Source organism: Paenibacillus sp. IHB B 3415 (assembly GCF_000802655.2).
GTDB lineage: Bacteria > Bacillota > Bacilli > Paenibacillales > Paenibacillaceae > Paenibacillus_AQ > Paenibacillus_AQ phytohabitans.
This window is the reverse complement of record NZ_JUEI01000014.1, coordinates 23,018-48,449: the sequence shown is the minus strand read 5'-3', so window position 1 is coordinate 48,449 and position 25,432 is coordinate 23,018. Positions and strand designations below refer to the sequence as shown.

Here is a 25,432-nt window from a genome sequence, read left to right as displayed (position 1 = left end):
ATACATAGAGGCCGGTTTCAGGCTTCCTGCACAATTCCCCCTTGAAAACATTCATAAAAAGCGTTATAACTTAATTGTATTCTTGTTATCTTTAAATAACAATAACATAATAACAAAACACAAATAAATTATTTTTTTTGTTTCATACACTATATTTTTTGTTCATTCTACAGCAAAGCGAGGTTACCACATGTCACTGCTTAGCGAGTATATCGGAGGCGTAACCTGGGGGTTCATGGGCAGACGGGGAACCTGGGCCAATGATGCAGCGGAGTCTTCCATGGAGCTGATGAAAAGCTCTACCGGTGCGAATTGGACCGCCATCGCATTCAGCGCACTTCAAGCTACCCCGCAATCTACAGAAATCCCCTATTGGTCGGAACCCACGGTGAGTGATGAAGAGGTACGCTGGGCCATCCGCCAGGCAAAGTCACTTGAACTGAAGGTCTGCCTGAAGCCCATTGTGAATTGTGCAGACGGCACATGGCGGGCTCATATCAACTTCTTCGACAAGGATGTTCCCTGCGAGCCGAAATGGTCAGAGTGGTTCCGTTCCTATACAGCCTTTATCCTTCATTATGCTGTGCTTGCCGAAGAGAGCGGCTGCGAGATGTTCTGTGTCGGCTGTGAGCTGGTCCAGGCGGACCGGCGGGCCGCAGAATGGCGCGCCCTGATTGCCGAAGTCCGCAAAGTGTACAGCGGTGTAATCACCTACAACTGCGATAAGTATCAGGAGGATAACGTGAGCTGGTGGGATGCGCTTGATGTAATCTCTTCCAGCGGCTATTATCCCGAGCAGGACTGGGAAGTACAGCTTGACCGGATTGAGGCGGTGGTCATGAAATACGGCAAGCCCTTCTTCTTCATGGAAGCGGGATGCCCCAGCCGGACCGGCAGTGCCGCCATCCCGAATGACTGGAGTCTCAAGGGCGGACCGGATCTTGAAGAGCAGAGCCGTTTCTACCTGGCCATGTTCGGCGCCTGCGGGAAGCGGGACTGGGTACAGGGCTTCATGCTGTGGGATTGGCCGGCACAGCTCTATCCGCTGGATGAAGCAGCAGGCAACGATGATTACTGCATGTACGGCAAGCCGGCGGCAGGCATTATTGAAGAGTATTACAGTTCCAAGACGAAATCCCCGCCTACCTTATAGCCGGATTTCAATATCTTCTACCATTACTGTTTAGGAGTGAACAACCAAATGACGAAATCGCCCCTGATTTGGCGGAACGAAATGGAAGCAGAGCTGAAAGACAATATCCTCAGCTTCTGGATGAAGCATACACTGGATGACAAGCATGGCGGATTCGTAGGTGAAATTGATAACCAGATGAATATCGATCCGGAGGCCGGAAAAAGTCTCGTGCTGAACGCACGGATTCTGTGGACCTTTGCGAGCGCTTACCGCATGTATGGCAACGCTGAATACCTGACTATGGCTGAACGGGCCCACGCCTATTTGCTTCAATATTTCACCGACACCGAATACGGCGGCTATTACTGGATGGTAGATGCGCTGGGCGCTCCTTCCGAACGCAAAAAACAGATCTACGGCCAGGCTTTCGCCATTTACGCCCTGGCAGAGTTCCACCATGCTACCGGACGCCAGGATGCACTCGATCAGGCTGTGGCACTGTTCCGTCTCGTCGAGCAATACGGTTATGATCCGATTAATAAAGGTTATATTGAAGCCCTCTCTGAGCAGTGGCAGATGACAGAGAATTTAAGTCTCAGCAGCAAGGACATGAATGAGAAGAAATCGATGAACACCCATCTGCATGTGCTGGAAGGCTACACCGGCCTGTACCGCGTGTGGAAATCCGAAGAGCTGCGGACCCGGCTGGCTGAGCTGATTGAGGTCATGCTCCTCCACATCATTGATAAGGAAGGCAAGCATTTCCATCTGTTCCTGGATGAAGAGTGGAATATCAAGTCCGACCATATCTCCTACGGTCATGATATCGAAGGCAGCTGGCTCCTGGTCGAAGCGGCTGAAGTGCTTGGGGATGAGGAGCTGCTGCACCGGGTGCGCAGTGTGGCTTTGTCCATGGCCGAAGCAACATTGGCTGAAGGCATTGACGCTGACGGCGGAATCTGGAATGAGGCGGATTCGAACGGGCTGCTGGATAAGAATAAAGACTGGTGGCCGCAGGCCGAAGCGATCGTCGGCTTCTATAATGCCTACCAGCTATCCGGAGATCCGAGGTTCCGCGATGCTGCTGAGGCAGCCTGGACGTTCACTAACAGCTACATGGTCGATCATACATTAGGCGAGTGGTTCTGGGCCGTTGATGAATCCCTGCAGCCACTGGCGCATGCATCCAAAGTCAGTGCCTGGAAATGCCCTTATCATAACAGCAGAGCCTGCTTTGAAATGATCGGAAGACTGACAACAACCTCAAAGGAGACTAAATAATGAGCACATTATTCACAGAACGCAAGGCGCAGTTAACAGAACGATATGAATCACTGATTGGCCGCAAAAATGAGAAGGTTCCCTTTGGCAACGGTACCTATGACCGTTATCAATACCCGCTGCTGACAGCGGAACATGCGCCGCTGATCTGGCGTTATGACTTTAACCCGGCAACCAATCCTTATTTCGCTGAACGGATCGGCGTGAACGGCATCTTCAACCCGGGGGCCATTGAGCTGGACGGCAAGTTCTACATTGTGGCCCGTGTCGAGGGGAATGACCGCAAATCCTTCTTCGCTGTAGCCGAGAGCGACAGCGGTGTAGACGGCTTCCGCTTCTGGGATCATCCGGTTGTCCTGCCGGAAACTGAAGAACCGGATATCAACGTCTACGATATGCGTCTGGTGAAACATGCCGACGGCTGGATCTACGGCCTGTTCTGCACTGAGCGCAAAGATCCCGCTGCCCCGCATGGCGATCTGTCCAGCGCAGTTGCCCAGTGCGGAATCACCCGCACTAAGGACCTGAAGACCTGGGAACGTCTGGCTGACCTCAAGACCGGCTCAGCCCAGCAGCGTAATGTGGTGCTGCATCCTGAATTCGTAGACGGCAAATATGCCTTCTACACCCGCCCGCAGGATGGGTTCATTGATGCAGGCTCCGGCGGCGGCATCGGCTGGGGACTGTCCGATACTATTGAGAATGCTGTAATTACCAGCGAATCCATTATGGATCAGCGTTATTATCATACCATCAAGGAAGTGAAAAACGGCCAGGGCCCGGCGCCGGTCAAAACCCCTCAAGGCTGGCTGCACATCGCCCACGGTGTCCGCAACACTGCTGCCGGACTGCGTTATGTACTGTACGCATTCCTGTCCGATCTGGATGAGCCGAACAAGGTTACCCATGCTCCTGGCGGACATTTCATCGCTCCGGACGGTGAAGAACGCGTCGGCGATGTATCCAACGTTGTATTCTGCAACGGCGTAATCGCCCGGGACAACGGGGATATCTACATCTACTACGCATCCTCCGACACCCGGATTCATGTGGCTACCACTACGGTAGATCAAATGCTTGATTATGTGCTGAATACTCCTGAAGATCCGCTCCGCTCTTATGCCTGTGTCCAGCAGCGCATTGCCCTGATTGACCGGAATCTCCAGCTGTAATTGCAGCTGTAATATCCGTCTGAGGGCAGATTGCACGAAGCATCTCTACCAGTAAAAAGGCAGTACCTGCAGAATGATCTGCCGGTACTGCCTTTTATTCGTTTGATCCGCTGTGCTATAAGATATTCAATAATTCGGTGACGTATTTAACGACAGTCTCCGGTCTGTGTATGGGGATGGAATGCCGGGGATCTTCTTCGGTAATATGCTGTACATTTGGGGTCAGCCTGGCTAAGCGCTGCTGGCCTTGCTTCCATTCTTCATCCGGACTGCCTGCGCTAAGCACCGTAATGGGAAGCTTGCTGCTTAGCGGCTCTGCCGACTTCAGCTGCAGGGCACTCTCTTCCGCACAGAGCAGTTCTGCATATGCGGCCCGGTAAGCACTCTTGCGGTATCCCAGACTTGAGGCGTTTTTTTGGATAGCTGCCGGGAGTCTCCGCCCTCCTACAGGCCTTCTAAGCAAGCGGGGAATCCCCGCAGGCGCCAACAGATAACCCAGCTTATATTGCCGTCTGTTCGCCTCCCGCTGCTGTTTCCGGCGGTTGCTCATTTCATCCGTAAGATAACGGCTCTCATGTACAGCATCAACCAGCAGCAGCCCCTCCACTTCATCCGGATATTCCCCCGCAAAACATCTCACAATCATGCCTCCATAGGAATGGCCCACCAGAATATAGGGAGGCTTGCAGTCCATTGCCTTCAGCAGTTCCCTGAGCTCCCGGACGTATTTCCTGCAGGTTGCACTTTCCGGCTGGCTGCCGCTCCCGCTCCAGCCCAGGCCTGCCCGGTCATACGAGACCACCTTGGCATACAGCGACAGCTCCGGCTGCACCATTGACCAGTCCAGGGATGATCCGCCCATACCCGCTTCCAGAATTACGGTGTGGTCTCCCTTCCCCATAACATGGGCATGAAGGCAGGCATCCTGCACAGGAATCATTTCTCCAGGAGGCTTGTAGGTTAGAGCATCACGCTTCGTAAGGACATATTGAACGATGGACAGCGGTGAACAGATTATTGAAATGAACCGGTGCAGAGCCTGCTCGTTCTGCGGAATCGCGGCCATGTGTAACGTCACACCCTTCTCTTAACTGATGTCCAAATTATATAGGCGTGTGCTCAGTCCAAAAAGAGAAACTATAACCGGGACATTTCCTATTTTAGTACAACTATTATACCTTCGCTGCTTACTTATGAGTCTTCATTCTGCCGGTAGCGAATCGAGTGTAAGGAATCGGCGTGTTCATAGCAGCAGTTAGCGCGCGGATAGCGGACACCGGCTCAGACGCATTGATAATTCCAACTATGCTCTTGGTCCAGCCACCGAATCCCGGTGGACAATGTCGGCAGCAATCAGGATCTTCTCCAGCGGTGCGGCAGGATTATGGATACGGTTTAGCAGCTTCTCTACAGCCGCCCGGCCCATTGCCTCTTTCGGAACATGTACAGTAGTGAGCGGGGGAACCCCCCGTGTGGCGTCCTCAATATTGTCAAAGCCGGTTACCGAAACTTCACCCGGGATCGCAAAGCCTTCCGCTTTGAGTACATCACTAATCGTGAGCGCAATGAAATCATTGGCACAGACTAGTGCAGTTGGCAGACTTTTGGTTTTCTTGCGTCTCTGCATCCATTGCTTAAAGCTCTCATCAAAAGTTCCATCATCCATTCCCTCCAGCTGCAGCATTTCATCATCCCCGGCAGGCGTCTTCATTCCATTCTCTTCCAGGGCGCTGCGGAAGCCGATCCAGCGGTCACGGAAGCTGCGGGAATAGCGGATATTTCCGATAAAATGCAGCTCTGTATGTCCCGTGCCCATTAGGTGATTGCTGAGCCGGGTCATGGAATCCGTATTATTGGCGAATACCGTATCACTTGGAATAAGCGTATCTTCATGGTCAATCAGTACCATCGGCAGGCCGATACGGTGCACCTCCAGCAGCAGTGAGGTCGAGATCTGGCCCACACCAATCAGCCCGAGCAGTCCGTTAGGGTTGAGAATATTAACGAAGTTATCCGTCCGGTGCTCAGAGACTATGACCATGCCCAGACCTTCCTGGTCCAGCGCCAGTGCAATGCCGTCAACAATCTTCCCCCAGTATAGGGAATCCTGGGTTTGCGAACGGATATTAGGCATAAGCACCAGGACCGACTGTTTGTTCCGGTCACTGTCCACAGGCTGCGGAGGGCGTTTAATACTTTGAACATAGGCATTCTTCTGAGTGAAGTAGCCTAATTGCGAAGCCGCCTGAATGACCCGCTCCCGGGTAGTTTCGTTGACACCGCCTTTGCCGGACAGGGATTTGGACACGACAAACTTGGAAACGCCGAGATGGTCGGCGATTTTTTGCATAGTGACTTTCTTAGCCATATATAAGACCTCCAGATACTATTCACTGTTTAACATAACGAGTCTTTATTCAGTGTTGCTAACTTTTTCGGAAATCATAACATTTAGCTAACAAAATTATTATACGGGGTCGCGAACCGATGTACAAGCATAAAGAAACCGCTCCTTCCCGGATGGAAAGAAGCGGCGGAATGCAACATTTATATGCCCGGAACGATTCAATTTGTTATTGTACGTTGCCGCCTGCTTATATCTTAAACAGTGACAGCTTGCTCTCCAGCTGTGTCGATGCACTCTGCAGCTTACCGGACAGCGATACGAGCTGATCACTAACATTCTGCTGCTCATTGCTGAGGGAAGCAACTTCTTCAGAAGTGGCCGAAGACTGCTGCGCAACCGCACTTACATTGCTCATGGCATCGGACAACACGCCTTGGGAATGATTCAGGCTGTCGATGGCACCGGTGACCGATTCGAGGCTGGTAATGAAGTCTTCCATTTGTCCCTTCACCGATACGAAGATATCACTGGTACTCTTGACTGAACTCATCTGTTCCTTAAACAGCGGGGCCACTTCTGACAGCACTGCTACTGTCTCATCCATTTCAGCCATAATCTTGTCTGTAATGCCGGCAACCAAGGCGATAGACTGCTTGGATTGGTCAGCGAGCTGCCGGACTTCACCAGCTACGACCATGAAGCCTCTGCCTGCTTCACCCGCTCTTGCCGCTTCAATCGTTGCATTTAGAGACAGGATATTCGTCTGCTGGGTAATATTCTTCATTACATCCAGCACCTTAATCACGGAATATACCGTGTCCTTCAGGTTGTTGACCCGGTCCACCAGTGCGCTTGTCATCTCACCGGTGCGGCCCGTCTGTTCCAGCAGCTCTTCGAGCTGGCTGGCACCGTGTCCGCTGGCTTCCCCTACTCCGCGGGCGGCCTGGTCCATCTCGGCATTAGCAGCAATCACACTTTGCATCTGCGTAGCAATCAGATCCGTCAGCTCATTGCCGCGTTCCGCCTCCTGCGCCAGACTTCCGGCACCGCCGGCAATCTCTTCCGTAGCAGCAGCAATCTCCTTGGCAGAAATCGCCGTCTTGCGGGAAGCGTCGCCCAGATCATTGGCTGTTTCAAGCACCTCACGCGCAGTTTCCGTTGTCTGGGCAACCAGCTCGGTGATCCGCCCCATCATCAGATTGAAGGAGGCGGACAGATCTCCAATCTCATCCTTCGAGACATACTCTGTACGGACGCTAAGGTCACCCTTGGCCCCCTGAACCATAAGATCCTTCAGACGTGCCAGCGGCTTGGCAATCATCTGTACCATCCAGAAGCCGACCAGTATGGCAAGCAGCGCTGCAGCTCCAGCCGCTATAAATGTTGTGAACAGAATCGGAGTGGCAGCTTCAACCAGCTGGCCGGTAGGAACAACTCCGGCGAGCTTCCAGTCCGCCTTCTCCATCGGGTTGTACACCGCCAGGACATCTTTGCCATTCGCATCCTTTGCTTCCTGACTCTCGCTGTTCTTCTTGCTCTCCATAATAAAGTTAAGCTCTGAGACCTTGCCGTCCTCTGCCGGTACTGAAGAAGCAACTACCATTCCTTCCGGTGATACCAGCTGAATCCGCGAACCGTCCCCAAGCTTCACGCTCTCGAAGGCTTCTTCAAGCAGAGTGCTCTTAAGCTCAAGCAAAACAACATAACCTGCATTCGAGCCCAGGTTCTTGAGCGATCTGACCATAGCGATATTCTTGCCGCCATCGCCTTCAACGGAAGTCGGGAACCAGTAGTTCTGTGCGGACTTCGCTTCCGAGGTATAGTATGGCTCATACGAGGTTGAATTTTTGACAGCAGTCTTGTACCATTCCTGATCTCTTAAGCCGTCCACGGTAAGACCGGAGCTCCCGCTCGATATTATCGTCATCGCAGGATCCTCTGGAATCAGTGAGATCGCTACGATATTGGAATCTGTTGTAGTCTGGCTGGAGAGCTTCTTGCTGACGGCATCAGTAGCCACAAATTTATCATAACTGCTCGCAGCAGCGGCAAGCTCAGTCAGATTCGATTGCATTTGCGTATCGAAATACAGCTGAAGTGCCAAATTTTCATACTGCTTCAAGGTAATATCAAGCTTCTCAGAAGTCTGGATAATCGTCTGCCGGTTGGCTTCGGAAACATTATCCTTAATGGTATTCTTGGCTTTGTTGTAAGACAGAATCCCCAGGAACAGCACAACAATCACAATTGAAGATAAGAATATCAGGAAAAGCTTAACACCAACGGACTTCAGCGGGTTAACTCTCTTTACCTGGCGTACTGAACCATTCAGGACGTTCTTTAAAGTTAGTTTTTGAACTGCCGCTTTACTTGTTGTCTGGGTATCACCTGTTTGGCCTGTCTCAGCCTTTTGTACAACCTTAGGCTTTTTACTGTTCTTTCCCACTTTAATCCTTCTCTCTTTCGGTTTGTCTCTGTCGCTCTCCGGATTTGGAGCCCCCATTACAATCACCTGCCAATTAGATTAGAAGACGTATGTAAGCGTTACCTGTGATATATATCGGCACAAAGGCTCATTTTTCTTAGTATTTTATAGAAATTGCTTCAGAATTTTTATGTTTTTGTCGAACTGCATAAGTATTTTGGTCTAGAACTAAAATCCCCCTACGGGGGAATCAAACCGGAGCGTATGAAGCTCCCCGGCTGCATTATTTTCCAGCCGGAGCTTGGCAGACGCTCCATGGCCACGTCCGCTTGTTAGGAGGAATGAGATTCCGCTATTCGGCCAAATCAGGCGAAATCTCGCGACAACCGGACTGAGATTCCGTTAATTGTTCTGAATCAGCTCATTTGAAGCTTAGAAGAACAAGATAAAGGATTCTCAGTCCGCTTCATCCAGATTAGGCAGGCTTTTGGCAAAAAAGCGGCTTCTCAGTCCGATTCAGTAAGAGGTCCCCTGCTCCGGGGAGAGCAGCCGGAAAGTTCATTCCACATTCATCTTTCTTCAGATCCAGCCCGCCTTCCGGCGGATTCCAAGGAATATACGCAAAAAGGACGCCCTTCTAGAAGAAGGACATCCCTTTAAATCTTTCTTATGACTTTATTTTCTTTTACGCATCATGTCAAAGTAAGCTACAGGCTGATCAACCTTCATGCGCACCCGCTGCAGCGGATGACGGGCAACATCCAGCGGTTTCCCCGCCTCGTCCCACAGCTCGCCTACGGTCTGCTTGAAGAAGGTGTCATCCGGTCCGAAGAATTCCACTTCCTGGCCCGGCTTGAAGTTATTGCGCTGCTGGACAAGTGCCATGCCGCTCTCCGCATCATATTCCAGCACCAGGCCGGCGAAATCATAAGGTGCCGCTTTTTCCTCCGGCTCATAAATATGATCCTCATGATCCGGCGTATCGTAGAAGAAACCTGTATTGAGCGGACGGTTTGCCGCCTTTTGCAGCTCCTCCAGCCATTCCGGCTTCAGCACATAACCTTCCGGGTCAGCCATATAGGCATCGATCGCTTTGCGGTACGCATTGACCACCGTTGCCACGTAATGGATCGACTTCATCCGGCCTTCGATCTTAAAGCTGTCAATCCCGGCTTCGATCAGCTCAGGAATACTCTCCAGCATGCACAAATCCTTCGAACCCATCGAGAACGGATTATCCTCCGGCTGATGCAGCGGCAGCTGGGTTACGCCAGGCTGCAATGCCTGAGGCGCCACTGCCTGATCCTCTTCCGATACCCAGGTTCCTTCCGGACGGCCATCTTCGAACAGGTCGTATTTCCAGCGGCAGGACTGGCAGCAGCCCCCGCGGTTGGAATCGCGGTCTGTAAAGTGATTGGACAATACACAACGTCCGGAGTACGAGGAGCACATCGCACCGTGGATGAAGCTCTCAATCTCAATGTCCACATGCTGCTTGATCTCGGCAATCTCCTCCAGGCTGGTCTCCCGGCCAAGCACGACCCGCGGCAGTCCTTCCTGCTTCCAGAAAGATACCGCCTGCCAGTTGAGCGTGGACTGCTGGGTGCTGAGATGCACCTCAAGACCTGGTACCAGGCGAAGCGCGGTATCCACAATCACCGGATCGGCTACAATAATGGCAGCAATGCCGGCTTCATATAAGTTACGCAGGTATTCTTCAATCCCGGCGATGTCTTCATTGTGAGCGTAGATATTCGTCGCTACGAATACTTTGGCGCCATATTTCTTGGCAAATTCAACGCCCTCGCGCATTTCCTCAAAAGTGAAATTATCCGCTCCCGAGCGCAGGCCGTATTTCTGTCCTCCAATATATACTGCATCCGCGCCATAATGCACGGCGAATTTCAATTTCTCTAAGTTTCCTGCCGGAGCCAGGAGCTCCGGTTTGTCCAGACGGTAACGTTTGCCCTTGAATTGGGGCTTGGTCATGGTTCCCATTCCTGTTCTCCCTCCTATCTTTGCTGTCAAAACCGACCTTATAACTTCCCCTTTAGATGGAGCGTAACTGCGGGAATTGTTTGAACTTCCGGCCGCTGTTGTCTCCAGATGTTTTTGATTATACCGCTTTGCGGATAACATCCGGAGACAAAGGCGGACGCTGCCGCTCCTCCAGTTTCAAAAATCCCCTCCGTTACTTCATCTTTAAGGTTAAGCTTTAAGTCCAATTTTAAAACAGTAAATTAAATATTTTTATATATTTTAATATACCTGTTCTTTGTAGAAGAAGCCGAACGACAGTTCACGTTCAGGGTCCTGCAGCGCCCGGATATCATCCATCCAGGCCTCATCGTAAGCATATTCAGCCGGATCAGCGGAATACGAGTCAATAGCATGGCGGTAAGCCTTTACCACAGCTACATTATATGCCACCGGCTTCAGCAGCCCTTCAATCTTCAGGCTGTGCACGCCAGCCTTCAGCAGGAAATGCAGATCCTCAAGGATACAAATATCGTCCGAGCTCATAATATGTGTTCCGTTCTCATCCTCATATATCGGGAACTTCTCATTCGGCCGTTCCGCTTCGATCAGGAAAAGCCCGCGCTCCTTGCCAAGGCTGCCGCCATCACCCGGACGCCCTTGATGAGACATATAGCTGGCTACCAGCTTACGCTTGGAATGATAAATATTCGTCATGCCATGTACCTGCACCTGGGCTTCGACTTCCAGATGAGGTACCATTTCGGTCATTTCATCCATATTCAGCTCACGTGCCAAGACGACCCGCGAAGCTCCCTTGCTGCCCCAATAGTTGGCTGTGGCGTAATTGGTGGAGGTCATTTCTGCATTCCAGTGCAGCTTCAGCCCTGGCGCTTCCGCCTTTACGGCTGCCAGGACAGCAGGGTCTCCGAATTCGACCCCGTCTACACCCAATTCGCTGATTGCTTTGACGTAAGCCGGCAGCTCTTCCAGCATTTTATTGGAGATCAGCCCGTTTATGCTTACGTACACCTTACCGCCTGTATCATGTGCAAGCTTTACAGCTGCTGCAGTATCTTCCAGCGAGAAATGCCCGGCGAGCCGCATGCCGAAACGGTCATCTCCGATCAGCAGCGCAGTTGCGCCTGCCGCAAGCAAAGCCGCCGCTTCTTCCAGCGAGGCTGCTGTCGCCAGCAGCTCCGGTTTGTTATTCATTGTGTTACCTCCTGTGCCTATCGCATCAATACTATTGTAGCTTTTTTCCTACTGATTTTGTTTGCTTTTTTCGATATTGGCTAAATGTTCCTTGTAGGTCTTGGCGAATAAATGCCCCTGGGAACCATCCTTCTTGGTGACATAGAAGAAATATTCCGATACCTCCGGAGTCATTGAGGCTTCTATAGAAGCAAGCCCCGGGCTGCTGATCGGTCCAGGCGGCAGTCCTTCCTGCTTGTACGTATTATAAGGGCTGTCCACCTTCAGGTCCTTCTCGTAGAGCCGTTCCTTCTGCTTGTCCAGTAAATACTGGACCGTAGCATCAATCTCCAGCTTCTGACCCTTGTCCAGTCTGTTATAAATGATACCGGCGACCAGCGGACGTTCCTCGTTCACTACCACCTCACGCTCTACGAGCGAAGCAACCGTCATCAGCTCATGCAAGGTAAGTCCACGGTTCGCCAGCTTTGCCTTCCACTCAGGGATCGTGTCCAGCTTCTTCACCAGCTGCTCCAGCATGGCTCCAATGACCTCCTGCGGAGTACTGTCCTTGGCCAGCTCATAGGTTTCCGGGAACAGATACCCTTCAAGACGGTGCCGCAGCTCCTTATTCTCCGGGATTCCTAAAGTTCCTACTGCCTCAAGGCCCGCACCTGAATCAATCAACTGCAGAAAAACCTCTGCCTTCTGGTTCCACGCTTCAGCCAGCTTATCTGCAACCTGAGTCGCCGTATACCCTTCGGGTATCGTGAATACAACGGTATCTTCCTTCACGACATCCCCTGCATTCATCCGGCTGATCAAGGTATCATAAGAGTCGCCCGGACTCACGTTATAGGTTCCTGCCTTGAAGCTGGAGCCTTCCTGGACCCATTTTAAATACCCTTTAAAAAACAATCCGTTCTTGATGATTCCCTTCTCTTCGAGCAGGTCGGCAATTTGCGAGCTTCCCATACCCTTCTCTATCGTAACCGTCACGGCCGGCCCTGCGGGCTCTACCGGCTGCATTCCATTCCAGATATACCATGCTCCTCCCCCTGCAGCAGCTGCCAGGACAAGAATTATAATAAGCACAGTGCGGATCACGGCTTTCAAATGTTACGCCTCACTTTCCGACTATAAAGTATAAAATTGTATTGTCTTAAATTCAACACTTTTTTATTTTTCTGCATTCCAAGCAAAAAGAGCGCGGAAAAAAATCCGCCCTCTTCCGTGCTACTGCTATGACTTTATTCGGTGTCTTCAGCCGGGAAGGTAAGCTCATCGTACAGCTCGGAAACATCCTCCCACTCTTCATCGTCCATAATACTCTCCAGCTCAGGAAGCCCGTCAGGAGAAACCACGATCCGCAGAATTTCCTGCTCCGCAGCTCTTCCTGAACCGGCCAAAACAGCATAAGCACGGTCACCGACAGCAAATTCAGCAATAATATCGTAAACGGAAGACTTGCCCTGCTCATCTTCCAGTTCTACTGTTTCTCCGTATACTTCTTTAAGCTTCGAAGTCCATACCGCTTGATCAGCGGAAAAATCAGTCATTCTCCGCTCCTCCATCCAGCTCGTCTACCAAAGTATTGAAGGTTTCTTCTACAATAGCCCATTCCTCGTCATTCTCAATCATGAACAGCTGCAAGTCGTCGCCGTCTTCTTCGTAACGGAACGCATAGACTTCATCAGTCTCTTCATCCTCAGAATCCAGTGGAACCACCATCATATACTTCGCGTCCGATCCGTCGACTTCAAACTTCATGATGACCTCAAATTCCTCTTCATTACCTTCCTCATCAGGAATATAGATAATTTCCGGTTCTTCTTCTTGGCCGATCTGCTCGTTTGTCATATCCGCACACCCCTCACCTTTTACTGTTAGCATCCAAAAAATTTTGCAATATCAGGGCTGCGGCCATTTTGTCCACAATCCCCTTGCGTTTCTTCCGACTGACGTCCCCTTCAATCAGCACCCGCTCAGCAGATACCGTCGTCAGACGCTCATCCCAAAGGTGTACGGGTAAATCAAGTTGCTCCCGCAGCTTGCCTGCGAATTCGATGCAAATTTCACCACGGGGTCCTACTGAGCCGTTCATATTCTTTGGCAGCCCAACGACAATCTCACCGATTTCGTACTCCTTGACCAGTTCACGGATACGGTCATATTCGTTGCCGTTTCCGCGCCGTTCAATAGTCTCCAAAGCCTGCGCTGTCCACCCGAAAATATCGCTTGTGGCGACACCAATTCTGCGGTCGCCGTAATCCAGTCCCAGCTTCTTCATCATTTCGGCTGGTCCACCCGATGATTGGCCAGATAGAACCGGACCAGTTCCTCAATCAGCTCATCACGTTCTTTTCTCCGGACCAAACTTCTCGCATTGTTGTGGCGCGGAATGTAAGCCGGATCTCCGGAAAGTAGATACCCTACGATCTGGTTGATCGGATGATATTCCTTCTCCACCAGCGCGTCGTACACGGCGAGTAAAATTTCCTGGGGAGAAGCTTCCTTTTCGTCGCCCTTCACATTGAATTTGACCGTTTTGTCCATGGAGTCCATTTGTGACACCTTCCTTCTGCAAAATCACCCCTATTCGGGCGGCTTCGCAAAGTTGCTGCTGTACAGCTTACTTGCTGCCTTCATCATAACATATTCATGGCCCAACGAGGAAATCCTGCCACTGTAAAAGCGCTTTTTTTGGTATTTTATCTACAAAAATAGATGTTTTTTTGGGTTTTAAGCTATTGCAAGCCCCGGGTCAATAATGAATAACCCCAAAAATTATACATTTTGTGAATAAAGCAGCGGTACTGATATGTTGCCCTCAGTACCGCTGTATCTTTATCCGGGGAATTTCTCAGCTATTTCAGGCAATCCGTTAAGCCAATGCAGCTACAAGCTCTTCGGCCTTCTTCAGGGCTTCGCCCAGCTTGGAGGCATCCTTGCCGCCAGCCTGTGCCATGTCCGGACGTCCGCCACCGCCGCCGCCGCAGACCGCAGCGATTTCTTTGACCAGCTTGCCGGCATGGAAGCCTTTCTTCACCAGGCCCTGCGGCACAGCAACCACAAAGTTCACCTTGTCATCCATTACTGCGCCGAGCACCAGTACGGCATCCGGAAGCTTGGATTTCAGTTCATCGGCAGTCGAGCGCAGAGCATCAATATTGCCGGCTTGCACGGATACTGCCAACAGCTGTGTGCCGCCGCCAACTGTAATTACACTGCTGGTCAGCTCAGCTGCAAAGGTTGCGCTCAGCTTGGACTGCAGCGATTCGTTCTCGCGGCCCAGCTCACGAACCTGGGCATGCAGAGCTTCGATCCGCTTAGGCACATCCGTCAGCGAGGACTTCAGCAGTGCTGCCGATTGCTTCAGCAGATCCAGCTGGCTCTCCGTGAACTGGTAGGCGTAGCGGCCGGTCACCGCTTCGATCCGGCGCACACCGGAACCAATGCCGCTCTCACTGAGCAGCTTGAAGATTCCGATCTGCGATGTATTGGCTACGTGGCATCCGCCGCACAGCTCCAGGCTGTAGTCGCCGACCTGCACGACACGGACGATATTGCCGTATTTCTCTCCGAAGAGGGCCATCGCTCCCATAGCTTTGGCTTCATCAATCGGCTTATTCTCAATGACAACATCGAGGCCGCGCCAGATCTGGGCGTTCACGCGTTGTTCGATATCGCTGAGCTCCTCCGGAGTGATGGCTCCGAAATGCGAGAAGTCAAAGCGCAGGCGTGAGCCTTCTACTAAAGAACCTGCCTGATTAACATGGCCGCCAAGCACTTCCTTCAGCGCTTTGTGCAGCAGGTGGGTTGCCGTATGGTTCTTCACGATATCCTCACGCTCGGCACGGTTCACTTCCGCACGGACCGTATCTCCAACCTTCAGGTCTCCGGCTTCCACAGTAACCAGATGCACATGCTGGCCGTGCGGAGCTTTGAAGAGTCCGGTAACCTTGGCAGTCACAGAGCCGCCGGTCAAAAGTCCGGTGTCGCTGACCTGGCCGCCGCTTTCCGCATAGAACGGAGTCGTTTCAAGGATAACCTGGCACTGGGCGCCTTCACTGACGACATCAACAAGTGCACCGTCAACTACAATCGCCAGCACTTTTGACTCCGTTACCGTGTCATTATATCCAACAAATTCACTTTTAACCGTCAGCTCGGCAAGTGCTCCGCCCTGAATCTTCATACTGGCGCTGTCCTGGCGGGCTGCTCTTGCGCGGTCACGCTGCTCCTGCATCGCAGCATCGAAGCCTTCACGGTCTACCGTAAGCCCCTGCTCGGAAGCGAAGTCCTCTGTCAGGTCAAACGGGAATCCGTAAGTGTCATAGAGCTTGAACGCATCAGCGCCGGCAATGGTACTCAGGCCGTCAGCTTTGGCTTTGGCGCTGATCTCGCCCAGGATAGCCAGACCGTCGGACAGTGTTTCGTGGAAGCGTTCCTCTTCCAGACGGATGATTTTGGCAATATATTCACGGTTCTCCACTACGGAAGGATAATACACTCCCATGATGTCGCCCACTGTCTCTGTCAGCTCATGCAGGAACGGGCGATCCAGTCCCAGGGTCTTGCCGTAACGCACGGCACGGCGGAGCAGACGGCGGATAATGTAGCCGCGTCCTTCATTAGAAGGAAGTACTCCGTCACCTACTGCAAAAGTAACGGTACGTACATGGTCAGCAATGACTTTTAGCGCGATATCCTGTTCAACATTATCCTTGTAGGTTACACCGGCAAGTCCGGCAGTCTTCTGGATAATCGGCTGGAACAGGTCGGTGTCGAAGTTGGAGTCCACATCCTGCAGAATGGAAGCGAAGCGTTCCAGACCCGCTCCGGTGTCTATATTCTTGTTAGGAAGCGGTGTGTAGCTACCGTCCTTGTTATGGTTGAACTGCGAGAACACGAGGTTCCACACTTCCAGCCAGCGTTCATTCTCGCCGCCCGGATACATCTCAGGATCACTCATGTCACTGCCGTAAGCTTCGCCGCGGTCATAGAAAATCTCTGAGCAAGGGCCGCAAGGACCTTCGCCGATATCCCAGAAGTTCTCGTCACCCAGCTTGATGATGCGTTCTGCAGGCAGACCGACTTTTTCATTCCACAGCTTGAACGCTTCTTCGTCCTCGGCATATACCGTAACGGAAATCCGGTCGCCGTCGAAGCCGATCCATTCCTTGCCGGTCAGGAATTCCCAAGCCCAGGTAATCGCTTCTTCCTTGAAGTAATCGCCGATGGAGAAGTTCCCCAGCATCTCAAAGAACGTGTGGTGACGGCGCGTCTTGCCCACGTTCTCAATATCATTGGTACGGATACATTTCTGCGAGTTGGTCAGGCGGGGATTCTCAGGAATCTCCCGGCCGTCGAAGTAGGCCTTCAGCGGTGCCATGCCTGCGTTAATCCACAGCAGCGATGGATCGTTGTGGGGCACGAGCGAGGCGCTCGGCTCAATTCGGTGACCTTTACTCTCAAAAAACTGCAGCCATTTGGATCGGATTTCACTTGCTTTCATCATGTACAGCTCCCGTCTCATCATTTAATGCGGCACTTTGGCCGGAAAACTCATTGTTGCCCCAAAAAGTTACCCGAAAAATCAAAAACAAAAAACGCCCCTGAATTAAATTCAGGGACGATGATTATCGCGGTACCACCCTGGTTATCGCCTTGTTCCGCAGAATCACGGACAGCTGCAGACGATCGCCTTGTGCGGCTGTTAACGGGTGCCCCCCGGCGGGATTGTCCCCGCACTCCGAAACTAGCTTTCTGCCGGCCTGTCTTCAAGGTTCTCACAGCCAATTGCGGGGAATCCGCAAAGGAACCTGTTCTCTGATGGAGCCATTCTCCGGCGTACTTGTTTTCATCAACGTTTTGTCCGATTTGCATTTTAACATTTCAAGTATAGCCAGCGGCCTGATATCTGTCAATCTCGGGCAGGAAAATTGCCTGATCGGGGCCGGTAAGCTGTGCTAAAAAGAATATTTACAGCGCTTACATACAGGCGTATAATTCAATTTGTTCAGAACGTCGAGACGTAGCTCAGCTTGGTAGAGCGCTTGCTTCGGGAGTAAGAGGCCGCAGGTTCGAATCCTGTCGTCTCGACCATACTGTTAGTGCCGGAACCCTTGATTTATAAGGGTTTTTTTGTTTGAGTTTTTTAGACTAAGCTTCCACCATTCCAAGCAAGGGCTGTTTCCAAAAATGGAAGTTTGCGTTTGACGCTGAGCGAGATGTGTACGTCTGCCCGGCCGGCCAAGAACTGAACTACCGGACAACGGGCCGCACAGGCTTCCAGCAGTATGCCTCAGATCCAGAGCAGTGTAAAAGTTGTCCGTTTTTTAACGAGTGTAAGCAATCCAAGAACCACAGAAAAGTGGTGACAAGGCATGTCTGGGAGGACAGCAAGGATGGGGTCCGGAACAACCGGCTCAGCAAGTCGGGCAAGCAGTTGTACCGCAAACGAACAGGGATAACCCCTCATTTTCCCTGTTTGCAGCTCGTCATTAAAATACAAAAGAAGCCCAAGGTCTTTGGATGACCTGGGTTTCTCGGCAATCTGAGCCGCCACCCTTGGCTGCAATTAGCTGGCCGTCCACAGCACACCTGCCGCATTCTGGTAGAACAGGGCGTGATCCCTTGTCGCATAGTTAAGGCTAAGACCGCCTGCTTCGAGTTCCTGAACAGACGCATCCTTGGTCAGCTTGTTAGATCATGGTGGCGATCCTCTCTAAATGAACAAATTCCGTACCGGATACTGCAGCTTCTTTTCGTATATCCACATGCCGGACTTCTCCATTCCCACGGACATTAGGAATAAGCACGCCCAAAGTTCTGCAGCGGACCATACAGCTCCTGGAACTGGTTAGCCAGCCGGGTAATTCCGGCAGAACCGTGCACCCCCTTTATTCAGTATAATCTTATCCGGCTCAAGCCGGTTCATCCGGATCCGATACGTGAAATTGTTCGATATACCGGTGCGCCTGTTCAACTGCCTCCAGCAAATCTGCCGCATAAACTTTACCTGGGTAATGTAATTTTATTTCTTTGTTATATGAATTATAATAAAACGAAAGGAGTGGAAAGAAAATGAGCAACCGGGGTGCAACCAAAGAAGCTATTTTATCGACAAGCATGCATCTATTCAACCAACATGGCTTTGATCAGGTCACTATCAATCAGATCTGCAATGAAATCAATGTGACCAAGACCGCGTTTTACTACCATTTCAAATCCAAGGATGCGTTAGTTTCCGAATTCTTCTCGTTTGACAATATGGTATCCAGTGATGATTTACTGGACATTCTTTCCGTTACTGATTTTGCCGCCCAGGCGTTGAAAGCTATGGAGATTTTTGTGAAGCACATTGTTCGGCTTGGCGTCGAGATGACCAAGGAGAATTATAGAATCCACCTTCAAAACCAGCTGCTTCCGCTTGATAAGAGCAAATCCGCCTTGCTCAGCAATATTATTCCAGCCTTGCTTCAGAGAGCCAAGGATGCAGGCCAATTCAAGAACCCGGCGAGCGCTGAAGACCTGCTTGATTCAATGTGCTATACAGCCAACGGAGTCATATTGAATTGGGCTGTCACGGGCGGCAGCTTCGATGTTCTGAACGAAACCAGGAAAAGGTTTGAAATTTTGCTGATTCTTAATGAAGCATAGTTGTTATCAGAGGTAACGCCCCGCTTTTGAGGGGCGTTTTTGTTTTGTCCGGTGTTCCGGTTTCTAGCTGGAATACGATTTATGTTTACCTGGGTATTGACTTAACTTTACCCAAGTAATATAATTCGATTATTCCTTAATTGAGATTGGAGTGATTCACTATGGAAGCTCATCATACAACAACGATATTGGTTGTAGGCGGTACAGGTACGCAAGGCGGTAACGTGGCCCGCGAGTTGTTGAACCACGGTCACAGTGTGCGGATTCTGACCCGAAACCCGGAATCTGCGGCAGCCCGGGCGATGGCCGCCAAAGGCGCGGAACTGATTCAAGGAGACTTGGCCGATCCGGTCTCGCTTGAGCCTGCCATGGCGAACGTATCGGCGATTTTTTCGGTACAGTATGCCGATCCCTATGATCAAACGATTGAGCCGCGAAATGCCGCAAATATGGTCCAGGCTGCAAAGAATGCGGGAGTCGGACAAATCGTACACACCTCGGTCGCCGGCAGCAATTTGTTCCCACGGTGGGATAAATACAAGTATTTGGTTCAGACCTGGGAGAATAAATACGATATTGAAGAGCTTATCCGCAATGGCGGATTCCAATATTGGACGATTCTCCACCCTTGCTGGTTTATGGAGAACTTTGTAGAACCGAATTCAGTAATGATGGCGCCGGAGCTGACAAATGGAGTTTTGTTTGGCACGATGCAAGCCGATACCCCCTTAAAATTGAATTCCGGGGAGGATACAGCCAAATTTGCGCGTGCTGCCTTTGAGCATCCGCAAAAGTTTCACGAAAAGGATATTAATGTCGCAAGCGATGAGTTGTCCATGACAGAGATCGCCCAGACTCTGAGCCGCGTTCTTGACACGAATGTGATCTTCGAAACAGTCGGCAGCGTAGCAGCCCGGAAGCGCGGCATGTTGGAGGGGACGGTTAATTTCATGGAGTGGATGGAGGAAATACCCGGCTACGGATTCGATATTCAAGAAACAAGGCAGTATGGTGTAGAGCTTAAGCCTTTTGCGGAGTGGGTCGAAGAGAACAAGCATCGATTTAATATTGTACATTGAAAACCCTTGTATAAATCTCCAATTATCGGCAGAGCAAACTTTTCAGTCCCTTCGCTTTCCCTCAGGAAGTGGAAAGGGCTTACCTCAGGGCTTACAAATAGGCAAGTGTCAATACACTTGCCCTGCTGACATTTAGTGTTTTGTTGCTTCCTGCTTTCTGACAACTGTTGCAGCCGGAAAGTGCTTAACGAAGAATTCGTCGTTTGCCTGCTTGCAGCCATCCTGGGGTCCATCCCTTTTCCATCGCGTCCAGAGTTACTCCAGCCGGGACAATAGAATCAATCGCATCCAGAACATCTTTACTTAACCGGATGCCGCTCCCCTTTAAGGTATCACGAAGCTGCCCGATGGTCCTAGCCCCAACAATTGCTGATGGAAGAATGAGCCTGGGTAAACGCCATGGCCAGATGCGGCAGAGTCAGTCCCGCCCTCATCTGCCAGTGTTTGGAGCTTAGCTATGGCTTCAAATTTGCTGCGGTTCTCCTCCCGGTTAGGGTCTACAATGGATTGCAGGCTCCCCGCAAAGGTGGCTGCTCTGGAATCGGCGGAAACCGCCTCTCCAAAACGGTTTTTCCTCGTTAATAGCCCTCCCGAAAGCGGACTCCATACCAGAACACCCATACCGTATTTAGCTGTGGCAGCAAGCAAATCAAATTCAATGCTGCGGTTTAAAATGGAATAAGGGGACTGTTCCGAGACAAAGCGTGCTGTATTCTTACGCTCACTGGTCCACTGGGCCTCTGTAACTTGCCAGGCCTGAAAATTGGATGTGCCAATATAACGTATCTTCCCTTCACTCACCAGATCCGTAAGTATGCCCAGCGTTTCTTCTATATCGGTATTTAGGTCAGGCTGATGTAATTGATACAGATCGATATAGTCGGTTTGCAGTCTTTTCAAGCTATCCTCTACTGCCCGTTTAATCCAATATTTCGAATTTCCTGATTGATTCTGTCCACTACCCATAGGCATACCGCCTTTGGTGGCCAGAATGACATTTTGTCTGCGTCCTTTTAATAATTCACCTAGTATCTCTTCGGCTTGACCGCTTGAATACACATCCGCAGTGACGGCGCAACGGGCTGACGATGATGGGGTGTATTGTCAGGATGCGACATGCGGCCGGCTGTACACCTTCTGTAATCAAAAGTCCCATCGATGCTCTTTGGGCATAATACAGGGAGCTTAATTCTCCCGGTGTGCCATCCTCTTCTGCCCTGTTGCGTGTCATGGGTGCCATGGCTAAACGATGCGGCAATTTATAAAGATTACTTTAATGGAAAAGCAATTCGAGAACGATCATACTAGAAAATACAAAGGGAATGATACAATAATACTTGCCAGTTGGATCTCCATGATTGTTCAGATAAGAGCTTACTCTGTCCATCGGCTATATATTGCAATCTTTCTTTGCGTATGGATATTATTTCCATTACCCTTATTCCTGCATCCCAATGCTCAATATAACATATTGAGAACGATCGGTAAAACTTTACCGTTTAACATCAAAACCACCCGTCACACGGGTGGTTTGAAGTCGTGACATGCTATGAAAGCAAGGAATTCCCCGCCAGTTCAGCATCCCGTTCCCGGGGGAGCCAGCTGGCTTGAACAGCTATATCAAAATATATCCGAACTCAAATAGCGCTCTCCATTATCAGGAGCGATGCATAAGACCCGTTTCCCTTTACCGAGCCGTTTCGCCTCTTGGAGCGCCGTCCAGACAGAAGCCCCAGAGGAGGGACCTACCAGTATACCTTGCCGCTGGGCCAGTAGTCTAACCGTTTGCAAGGCATCCTCGTCACTTACCTGAACAATCTTGTCATAGATGGATTGATTCAGAATCGGTGGAATAAAACCAGGGCTCGTGCCTACAAGCTTATGCGGGCCGGGAGCACCACCCGATAGGACCGGTGATCCCTTCGGCTCCACCACCAGTATGCGAAGATCGGGCAGTGACTTGCGCAGTTCCTCGCCTGTACCGGTAATGGTTCCTCCCGTCCCGGACGTGGCAATGAATGTGTCCAGACGCCCTTCTAGCTGCTCCAGAATTTCCCGGGCCGTTGTTGTTCGGTGAATGTCCGGATTGGCCGGATTTTCGAATTGCTGGGGGAGGTAGCTGCCCGGCATCCCGGCATGCAATTCAAGCGCCTTGCGGATCGCACCGGGTATGCGCTCCTCGGCGGGAGTCAGAACGACCTCGGCGCCATACGCCTTCAAAATTTGGATGCGTTCCTTATTCATGTTCGAAGGCATCGTTATAATTAAACGATATCCTTTGGCTGCAGCATTCATCGCCAGGCCAATGCCGGTGTTCCCGCTTGTCGGCTCAATAATGGTCGCGCCTGGCTTCAGCCGCCCGTCGAGCTCCGCCTGTAGAATCAGATTGTATGCCGCCCGATCCTTAACGCTGCCGCTCGGATTGAAGTATTCCAGCTTGACGAACACGTCGGCGTCCTCAGGAGCTGTCATTTTCGTAATCCGGACGGCGGGAGTACAGCCTATGAGATCGGTAATACTGTCTACAACAATAGATGCCATTGATATACACTCCTTTTTTGTTCATGCTTGACATCGAAGAGAATCAAAATTTAAAAAAGTCTGAACTTAAATAACGTTCCCCGCTATCAGGTGCGACGCAAACAATTCGTTTGCCGGCTCCCAGCTCTTTGGCTACCCGCAGCGCGGTCCATACTGCGGCTCCTGAGGAAGGACCTACAAGAATACCTTCCTGGGCAGCCATTTTACCTGCGGTAGCAATGGCTGCTTTATCCGATACTCTTACGATTTCGTCGTATACGCTTTGATTCAATACGGACGGCACAAAGCCGGGGCCTGCTCCTATCAGCTTGTGCATACCCGGCTTGCCGCCTGATAACATTGGCGAGCCTTCCGGCTCGATCACCACAATCCGGATGCCGGGCAACGCCTGTCGCAGAAACTCGCCTGCACCGGTTATGGTGCCTCCCGTTCCCGCCGTCGATATAAATGCGTCGAGCCTACCCTCCATTTGCTGCAATATTTCCGGACCCGTTGTCGCCCTGTGAATGTCGGGATTGGCTTGATTCTCAAACTGCTGTGGGACAAAGCTGTTGGGGATTTGCCGTTGCAGCTCTAGTGCCTTGCGAATGGCCCCGGACATCCGTTCGGAGGCTGGCGTCAGCACCACCTCTACACCATAGGCCTTCAGTACATTGATGCGCTCCTTGGACATATTAGATGGCATCGTAATAATCAGCTTGTAGCCTCTTGAGGCGGCAGTCATCGCAAGACCTATACCCGTATTTCCGCTGGTCGGCTCAATGATCGTCGATCCCGGCTTAAGCCGGCCGCTCAGCTCGGCCTGAACGATCATATTATACGCCGCCCGATCCTTGAGGCTCCCCCCGGGGTTGAAGTATTCCAGCTTGACGTAAACCTCGGCGTCGCCTTCACCGGTGAGCCGGTTCAAGCGTACAACGGGAGTTTCTCCTATCAGATCGGTTATGTGGTTTACTTTTCTGGCTGTCATCGCAATTCCTCCCTTCACTACCAGACGGCCAGACTGCCGTCAGCACGCGAATCCGTCCCGCCCAGCAGAACTCCGCTCCCGTTGTCCCGCCAAATGATTTGGCCTCTGCCGAAGGATCCCGACTCCAGTGCGATCCGGATGTCGTGGCCGCGGCGGCTAAGCGCCTGCGCACAGGCAGCCGGGAACTGCGGCTCGACCAGCACGGTTTTGCCTCCTGTCCACTGCCAGCGCGGCGCATCGAGTGCTGCCTGCGGATGAAAGCCGAAGTCGATGGCGTTCATCAGAGTCTGCACATGTCCCTGAGGCTGCATGACACCGCCCATAACGCCGAACGGGCCCACCGGCTGGCCGCCCTTCGTCAGAAAGCCTGGAATAATCGTATGATACGTTTTCTTTCCGGGCTCCAGCGCATTGGGATGCGTCTCATCCAGCGAAAAATCCTTGCCACGGTTTTGCAGCGCAATACCCGTGCCGGGAACGACCATTCCCGAACCAAACTGCATGTAATTGCTCTGGATGAAGGACACCATATTGCCTTCGCCGTCGGCTGCGGCCAGATAAACTGTGCCACCACTGCGGGGGTCTCCCGGTGCTGGCTGAAGCGCCTGATTTCCGATCAGTTTCCTGCGCACCGCCGCATAAGCCGGATCGAGCAGATCAGCCGGGGTCGCTGTCAGCCTTGACGCATCCGAAATATAACGATAGCCATCGGCGAAAGCGAGCTTAATCGCTTCGATCTGCCTGTGATAGGTCTCTACATCTCCTGCCGCATGACGTTCGTAGCCATCCAGAATACTTAATGCAATAAGCGCTACTAGTCCCTGTCCGTTCGGCGGCAGCTCCCACACTTCATAATCCCGGTAGGCGGTACTGATCGGCTGAACCCATTCGGGCTTGTATCTTCGTAAGTCGTCTTCCGTCAAGTAGCCGCCGGCATCCCCGACAAAGCGGCTAATCCGCTTGGCCAATTCTCCTTCATAAAAGTCACGGGCACCACTGTTGCCGATGCTGCGAAGCGTCAGCGCATGATCCGGCGATCGCCATAGCTCTCCAGCCTGCGGAGCTCGTCCGGCTGGTGCGAAGGTATCGAACCAGTGAGAGAAATACGGATTTCTTAGCTCTTGCTTGTATACATGAAAGGCTTTGTTCCAGTGATGGGCAGTCACGGGAGATACCGGGTATCCGTACTCTGCATATTGAATAGCGGGCTCCAATGTTTCCTCCAACGACAGTTTACCGAATTTCTCCGATAATTCCGCCCAGGCCGCCGGAATGCCTGGTACCGTAACCGGAATCGGTCCGTATTGCGGCATCACAGTATAACCAGCCTCACACAATGCCCCGATCGAGATGGCGGCGGGCGCCGGACCGCTACTGTTCAAGCCGTGCAACTGGCCGCCATGCCATATAATTGCAAACGCATCGCCTCCAATCCCGTTCGAGCAAGGCTCTACGACGGTCAGAGCCGCTGCTGCGGCAATGGCGGCATCGACTGCATTGCCGCCCCGCTTCAGCATATCCAGTCCCGCTTGGGCGGCAAGCGGCTGGGATGTCGCCACCATCCCCCGGCCGGCGTATACCGGCGGCCGATAAGCCGGGTACGGATGGTACAACGGATCGTTTGCTATCATAATTGACTCCCCCTT

Annotated in this window: 22 protein-coding genes, 1 tRNA gene and 1 pseudogene; 7 read left to right on the top strand and 17 right to left on the bottom strand. The window is 51.6% G+C overall.

Going from position 1 to position 25,432, the window contains the following annotated elements; all coding sequences use genetic code 11:
* Positions 1-190 precede the first annotated feature (190 nt).
* Genes QW71_RS07655 through QW71_RS07645 form a run of 3 tightly spaced genes read left to right on the top strand, consistent with a single transcriptional unit; the run spans position 191 to position 3,588 of the window.
* Positions 191-1,153 (top strand): 1,4-beta-xylanase, encoded by a 963-nt coding sequence (locus QW71_RS07655; RefSeq protein ID WP_039295651.1) that lies wholly within the window; start codon positions 191-193, stop codon positions 1,151-1,153.
* 48 nt (positions 1,154-1,201) lie between these two features.
* Positions 1,202-2,416: an AGE family epimerase/isomerase gene (locus QW71_RS07650; RefSeq protein ID WP_039295649.1), complete on the top strand. Its 1,215-nt coding sequence runs from the start codon at positions 1,202-1,204 to the stop codon at positions 2,414-2,416.
* A complete protein-coding gene (locus QW71_RS07645; RefSeq protein ID WP_039295646.1) occupies positions 2,416-3,588 on the top strand; it encodes a glycosidase in 1,173 nt (390 codons plus the stop codon). Before QW71_RS07650 ends, QW71_RS07645 begins: the two co-directional genes overlap by 1 nt.
* A 115-nt stretch (positions 3,589-3,703) precedes the next feature.
* On the opposite strand, the gene QW71_RS07640 is transcribed toward QW71_RS07645, so the two are convergent.
* From QW71_RS07640 to alaS, 11 genes are all read right to left on the bottom strand, one after another.
* Positions 3,704-4,666: an alpha/beta fold hydrolase gene (locus QW71_RS07640; RefSeq protein WP_235441415.1), complete on the bottom strand. Its 963-nt coding sequence runs from the start codon at positions 4,664-4,666 to the stop codon at positions 3,704-3,706.
* A gap of 225 nt (positions 4,667-4,891) precedes the next feature.
* Complete coding sequence (locus tag QW71_RS07635; RefSeq protein ID WP_039295640.1) at positions 4,892-5,956, bottom strand: LacI family DNA-binding transcriptional regulator; 1,065 nt, start codon at positions 5,954-5,956, stop codon at positions 4,892-4,894.
* A gap of 226 nt (positions 5,957-6,182) precedes the next feature.
* Positions 6,183-8,381 (bottom strand): methyl-accepting chemotaxis protein, encoded by a 2,199-nt coding sequence (locus tag QW71_RS07630; RefSeq protein ID WP_235441414.1) that lies wholly within the window; start codon positions 8,379-8,381, stop codon positions 6,183-6,185.
* A gap of 654 nt (positions 8,382-9,035) precedes the next feature.
* Complete coding sequence (locus QW71_RS07625; protein WP_039295637.1) at positions 9,036-10,358, bottom strand: U32 family peptidase; 1,323 nt, start codon at positions 10,356-10,358, stop codon at positions 9,036-9,038.
* A 261-nt stretch (positions 10,359-10,619) separates the two neighbouring features.
* Positions 10,620-11,552: a peptidase U32 family protein gene (locus QW71_RS07620; RefSeq protein ID WP_039295634.1), complete on the bottom strand. Its 933-nt coding sequence runs from the start codon at positions 11,550-11,552 to the stop codon at positions 10,620-10,622.
* A 48-nt stretch (positions 11,553-11,600) separates the two neighbouring features.
* Complete coding sequence (gene mltG / locus QW71_RS07615; RefSeq protein ID WP_083442461.1) at positions 11,601-12,647, bottom strand: endolytic transglycosylase MltG; 1,047 nt, start codon at positions 12,645-12,647, stop codon at positions 11,601-11,603.
* 134 nt (positions 12,648-12,781) lie between these two features.
* Positions 12,782-13,090, bottom strand: coding sequence for a DUF1292 domain-containing protein (locus QW71_RS07610; RefSeq protein ID WP_039295631.1), 309 nt, complete (start codon positions 13,088-13,090; stop codon positions 12,782-12,784).
* Positions 13,083-13,391 (bottom strand): DUF1292 domain-containing protein, encoded by a 309-nt coding sequence (locus QW71_RS07605; protein WP_036696606.1) that lies wholly within the window; start codon positions 13,389-13,391, stop codon positions 13,083-13,085. The genes QW71_RS07610 and QW71_RS07605 overlap by 8 nt, the downstream gene beginning before the upstream one ends.
* Positions 13,392-13,404: 13 nt before the next feature.
* Positions 13,405-13,821 (bottom strand): Holliday junction resolvase RuvX, encoded by a 417-nt coding sequence (gene ruvX, locus QW71_RS07600; RefSeq protein WP_200905897.1) that lies wholly within the window; start codon positions 13,819-13,821, stop codon positions 13,405-13,407.
* Positions 13,821-14,096, bottom strand: a complete 276-nt coding sequence (locus QW71_RS07595; protein WP_036696603.1) for an IreB family regulatory phosphoprotein — start codon at positions 14,094-14,096, stop codon at positions 13,821-13,823. Before QW71_RS07595 ends, ruvX begins: the two co-directional genes overlap by 1 nt.
* Before the next feature lie 319 nt (positions 14,097-14,415).
* Positions 14,416-17,049 (bottom strand): alanine--tRNA ligase, encoded by a 2,634-nt coding sequence (gene alaS / locus QW71_RS07590; protein WP_039295613.1) that lies wholly within the window; start codon positions 17,047-17,049, stop codon positions 14,416-14,418.
* Positions 17,050-17,562: 513 nt separating this feature from the next.
* Here alaS and QW71_RS07585 point away from each other — a divergent pair.
* Together QW71_RS07585 and QW71_RS42180 are read left to right on the top strand one after the other, a co-directional pair.
* Positions 17,563-17,639: transfer RNA gene (locus QW71_RS07585), tRNA-Pro, on the top strand.
* 127 nt (positions 17,640-17,766) lie between these two features.
* The gene (locus QW71_RS42180) at positions 17,767-18,072 is read left to right on the top strand and encodes a transposase (RefSeq protein WP_160311784.1); all 306 of its coding nucleotides are present in this window, start codon (positions 17,767-17,769) and stop codon (positions 18,070-18,072) included.
* 45 nt (positions 18,073-18,117) lie between these two features.
* Here the strand turns inward: QW71_RS42180 and QW71_RS41230 are convergent.
* A pseudogene (locus tag QW71_RS41230) lies at positions 18,118-18,277 on the bottom strand (spore coat protein CotJC); the annotation flags it as partial.
* A 343-nt stretch (positions 18,278-18,620) separates the two neighbouring features.
* Here QW71_RS41230 and QW71_RS07580 point away from each other — a divergent pair.
* Together QW71_RS07580 and QW71_RS07575 are read left to right on the top strand one after the other, a co-directional pair.
* Positions 18,621-19,196: a TetR/AcrR family transcriptional regulator gene (locus tag QW71_RS07580; RefSeq protein WP_039295610.1), complete on the top strand. Its 576-nt coding sequence runs from the start codon at positions 18,621-18,623 to the stop codon at positions 19,194-19,196.
* 161 nt (positions 19,197-19,357) lie between these two features.
* Positions 19,358-20,275: an NmrA family NAD(P)-binding protein gene (locus QW71_RS07575; RefSeq protein ID WP_052769925.1), complete on the top strand. Its 918-nt coding sequence runs from the start codon at positions 19,358-19,360 to the stop codon at positions 20,273-20,275.
* 324 nt (positions 20,276-20,599) lie between these two features.
* On the opposite strand, the gene QW71_RS36960 is transcribed toward QW71_RS07575, so the two are convergent.
* From QW71_RS36960 to QW71_RS07555, 5 genes are all read right to left on the bottom strand, one after another.
* Complete coding sequence (locus QW71_RS36960; protein ID WP_235441413.1) at positions 20,600-21,334, bottom strand: aldo/keto reductase; 735 nt, start codon at positions 21,332-21,334, stop codon at positions 20,600-20,602.
* Entirely contained in the window at positions 21,297-21,506 is a 210-nt protein-coding gene (locus tag QW71_RS39735) for a hypothetical protein (protein WP_235441416.1), read from the bottom strand. Before QW71_RS39735 ends, QW71_RS36960 begins: the two co-directional genes overlap by 38 nt.
* A 389-nt stretch (positions 21,507-21,895) precedes the next feature.
* Positions 21,896-22,816, bottom strand: coding sequence for a cysteine synthase A (gene cysK / locus QW71_RS07565; RefSeq protein WP_039295607.1), 921 nt, complete (start codon positions 22,814-22,816; stop codon positions 21,896-21,898).
* Positions 22,817-22,859: 43 nt separating this feature from the next.
* On the bottom strand, positions 22,860-23,786 hold the full coding sequence (cysK, locus tag QW71_RS07560; protein ID WP_039295604.1) for a cysteine synthase A: 927 nt from the start codon (positions 23,784-23,786) through the stop codon (positions 22,860-22,862).
* A gap of 17 nt (positions 23,787-23,803) precedes the next feature.
* Complete coding sequence (locus QW71_RS07555) at positions 23,804-25,417, bottom strand: gamma-glutamyltransferase family protein (RefSeq protein WP_039295602.1); 1,614 nt, start codon at positions 25,415-25,417, stop codon at positions 23,804-23,806.
* Between the last annotated feature and the right edge of the window lie 15 nt (positions 25,418-25,432).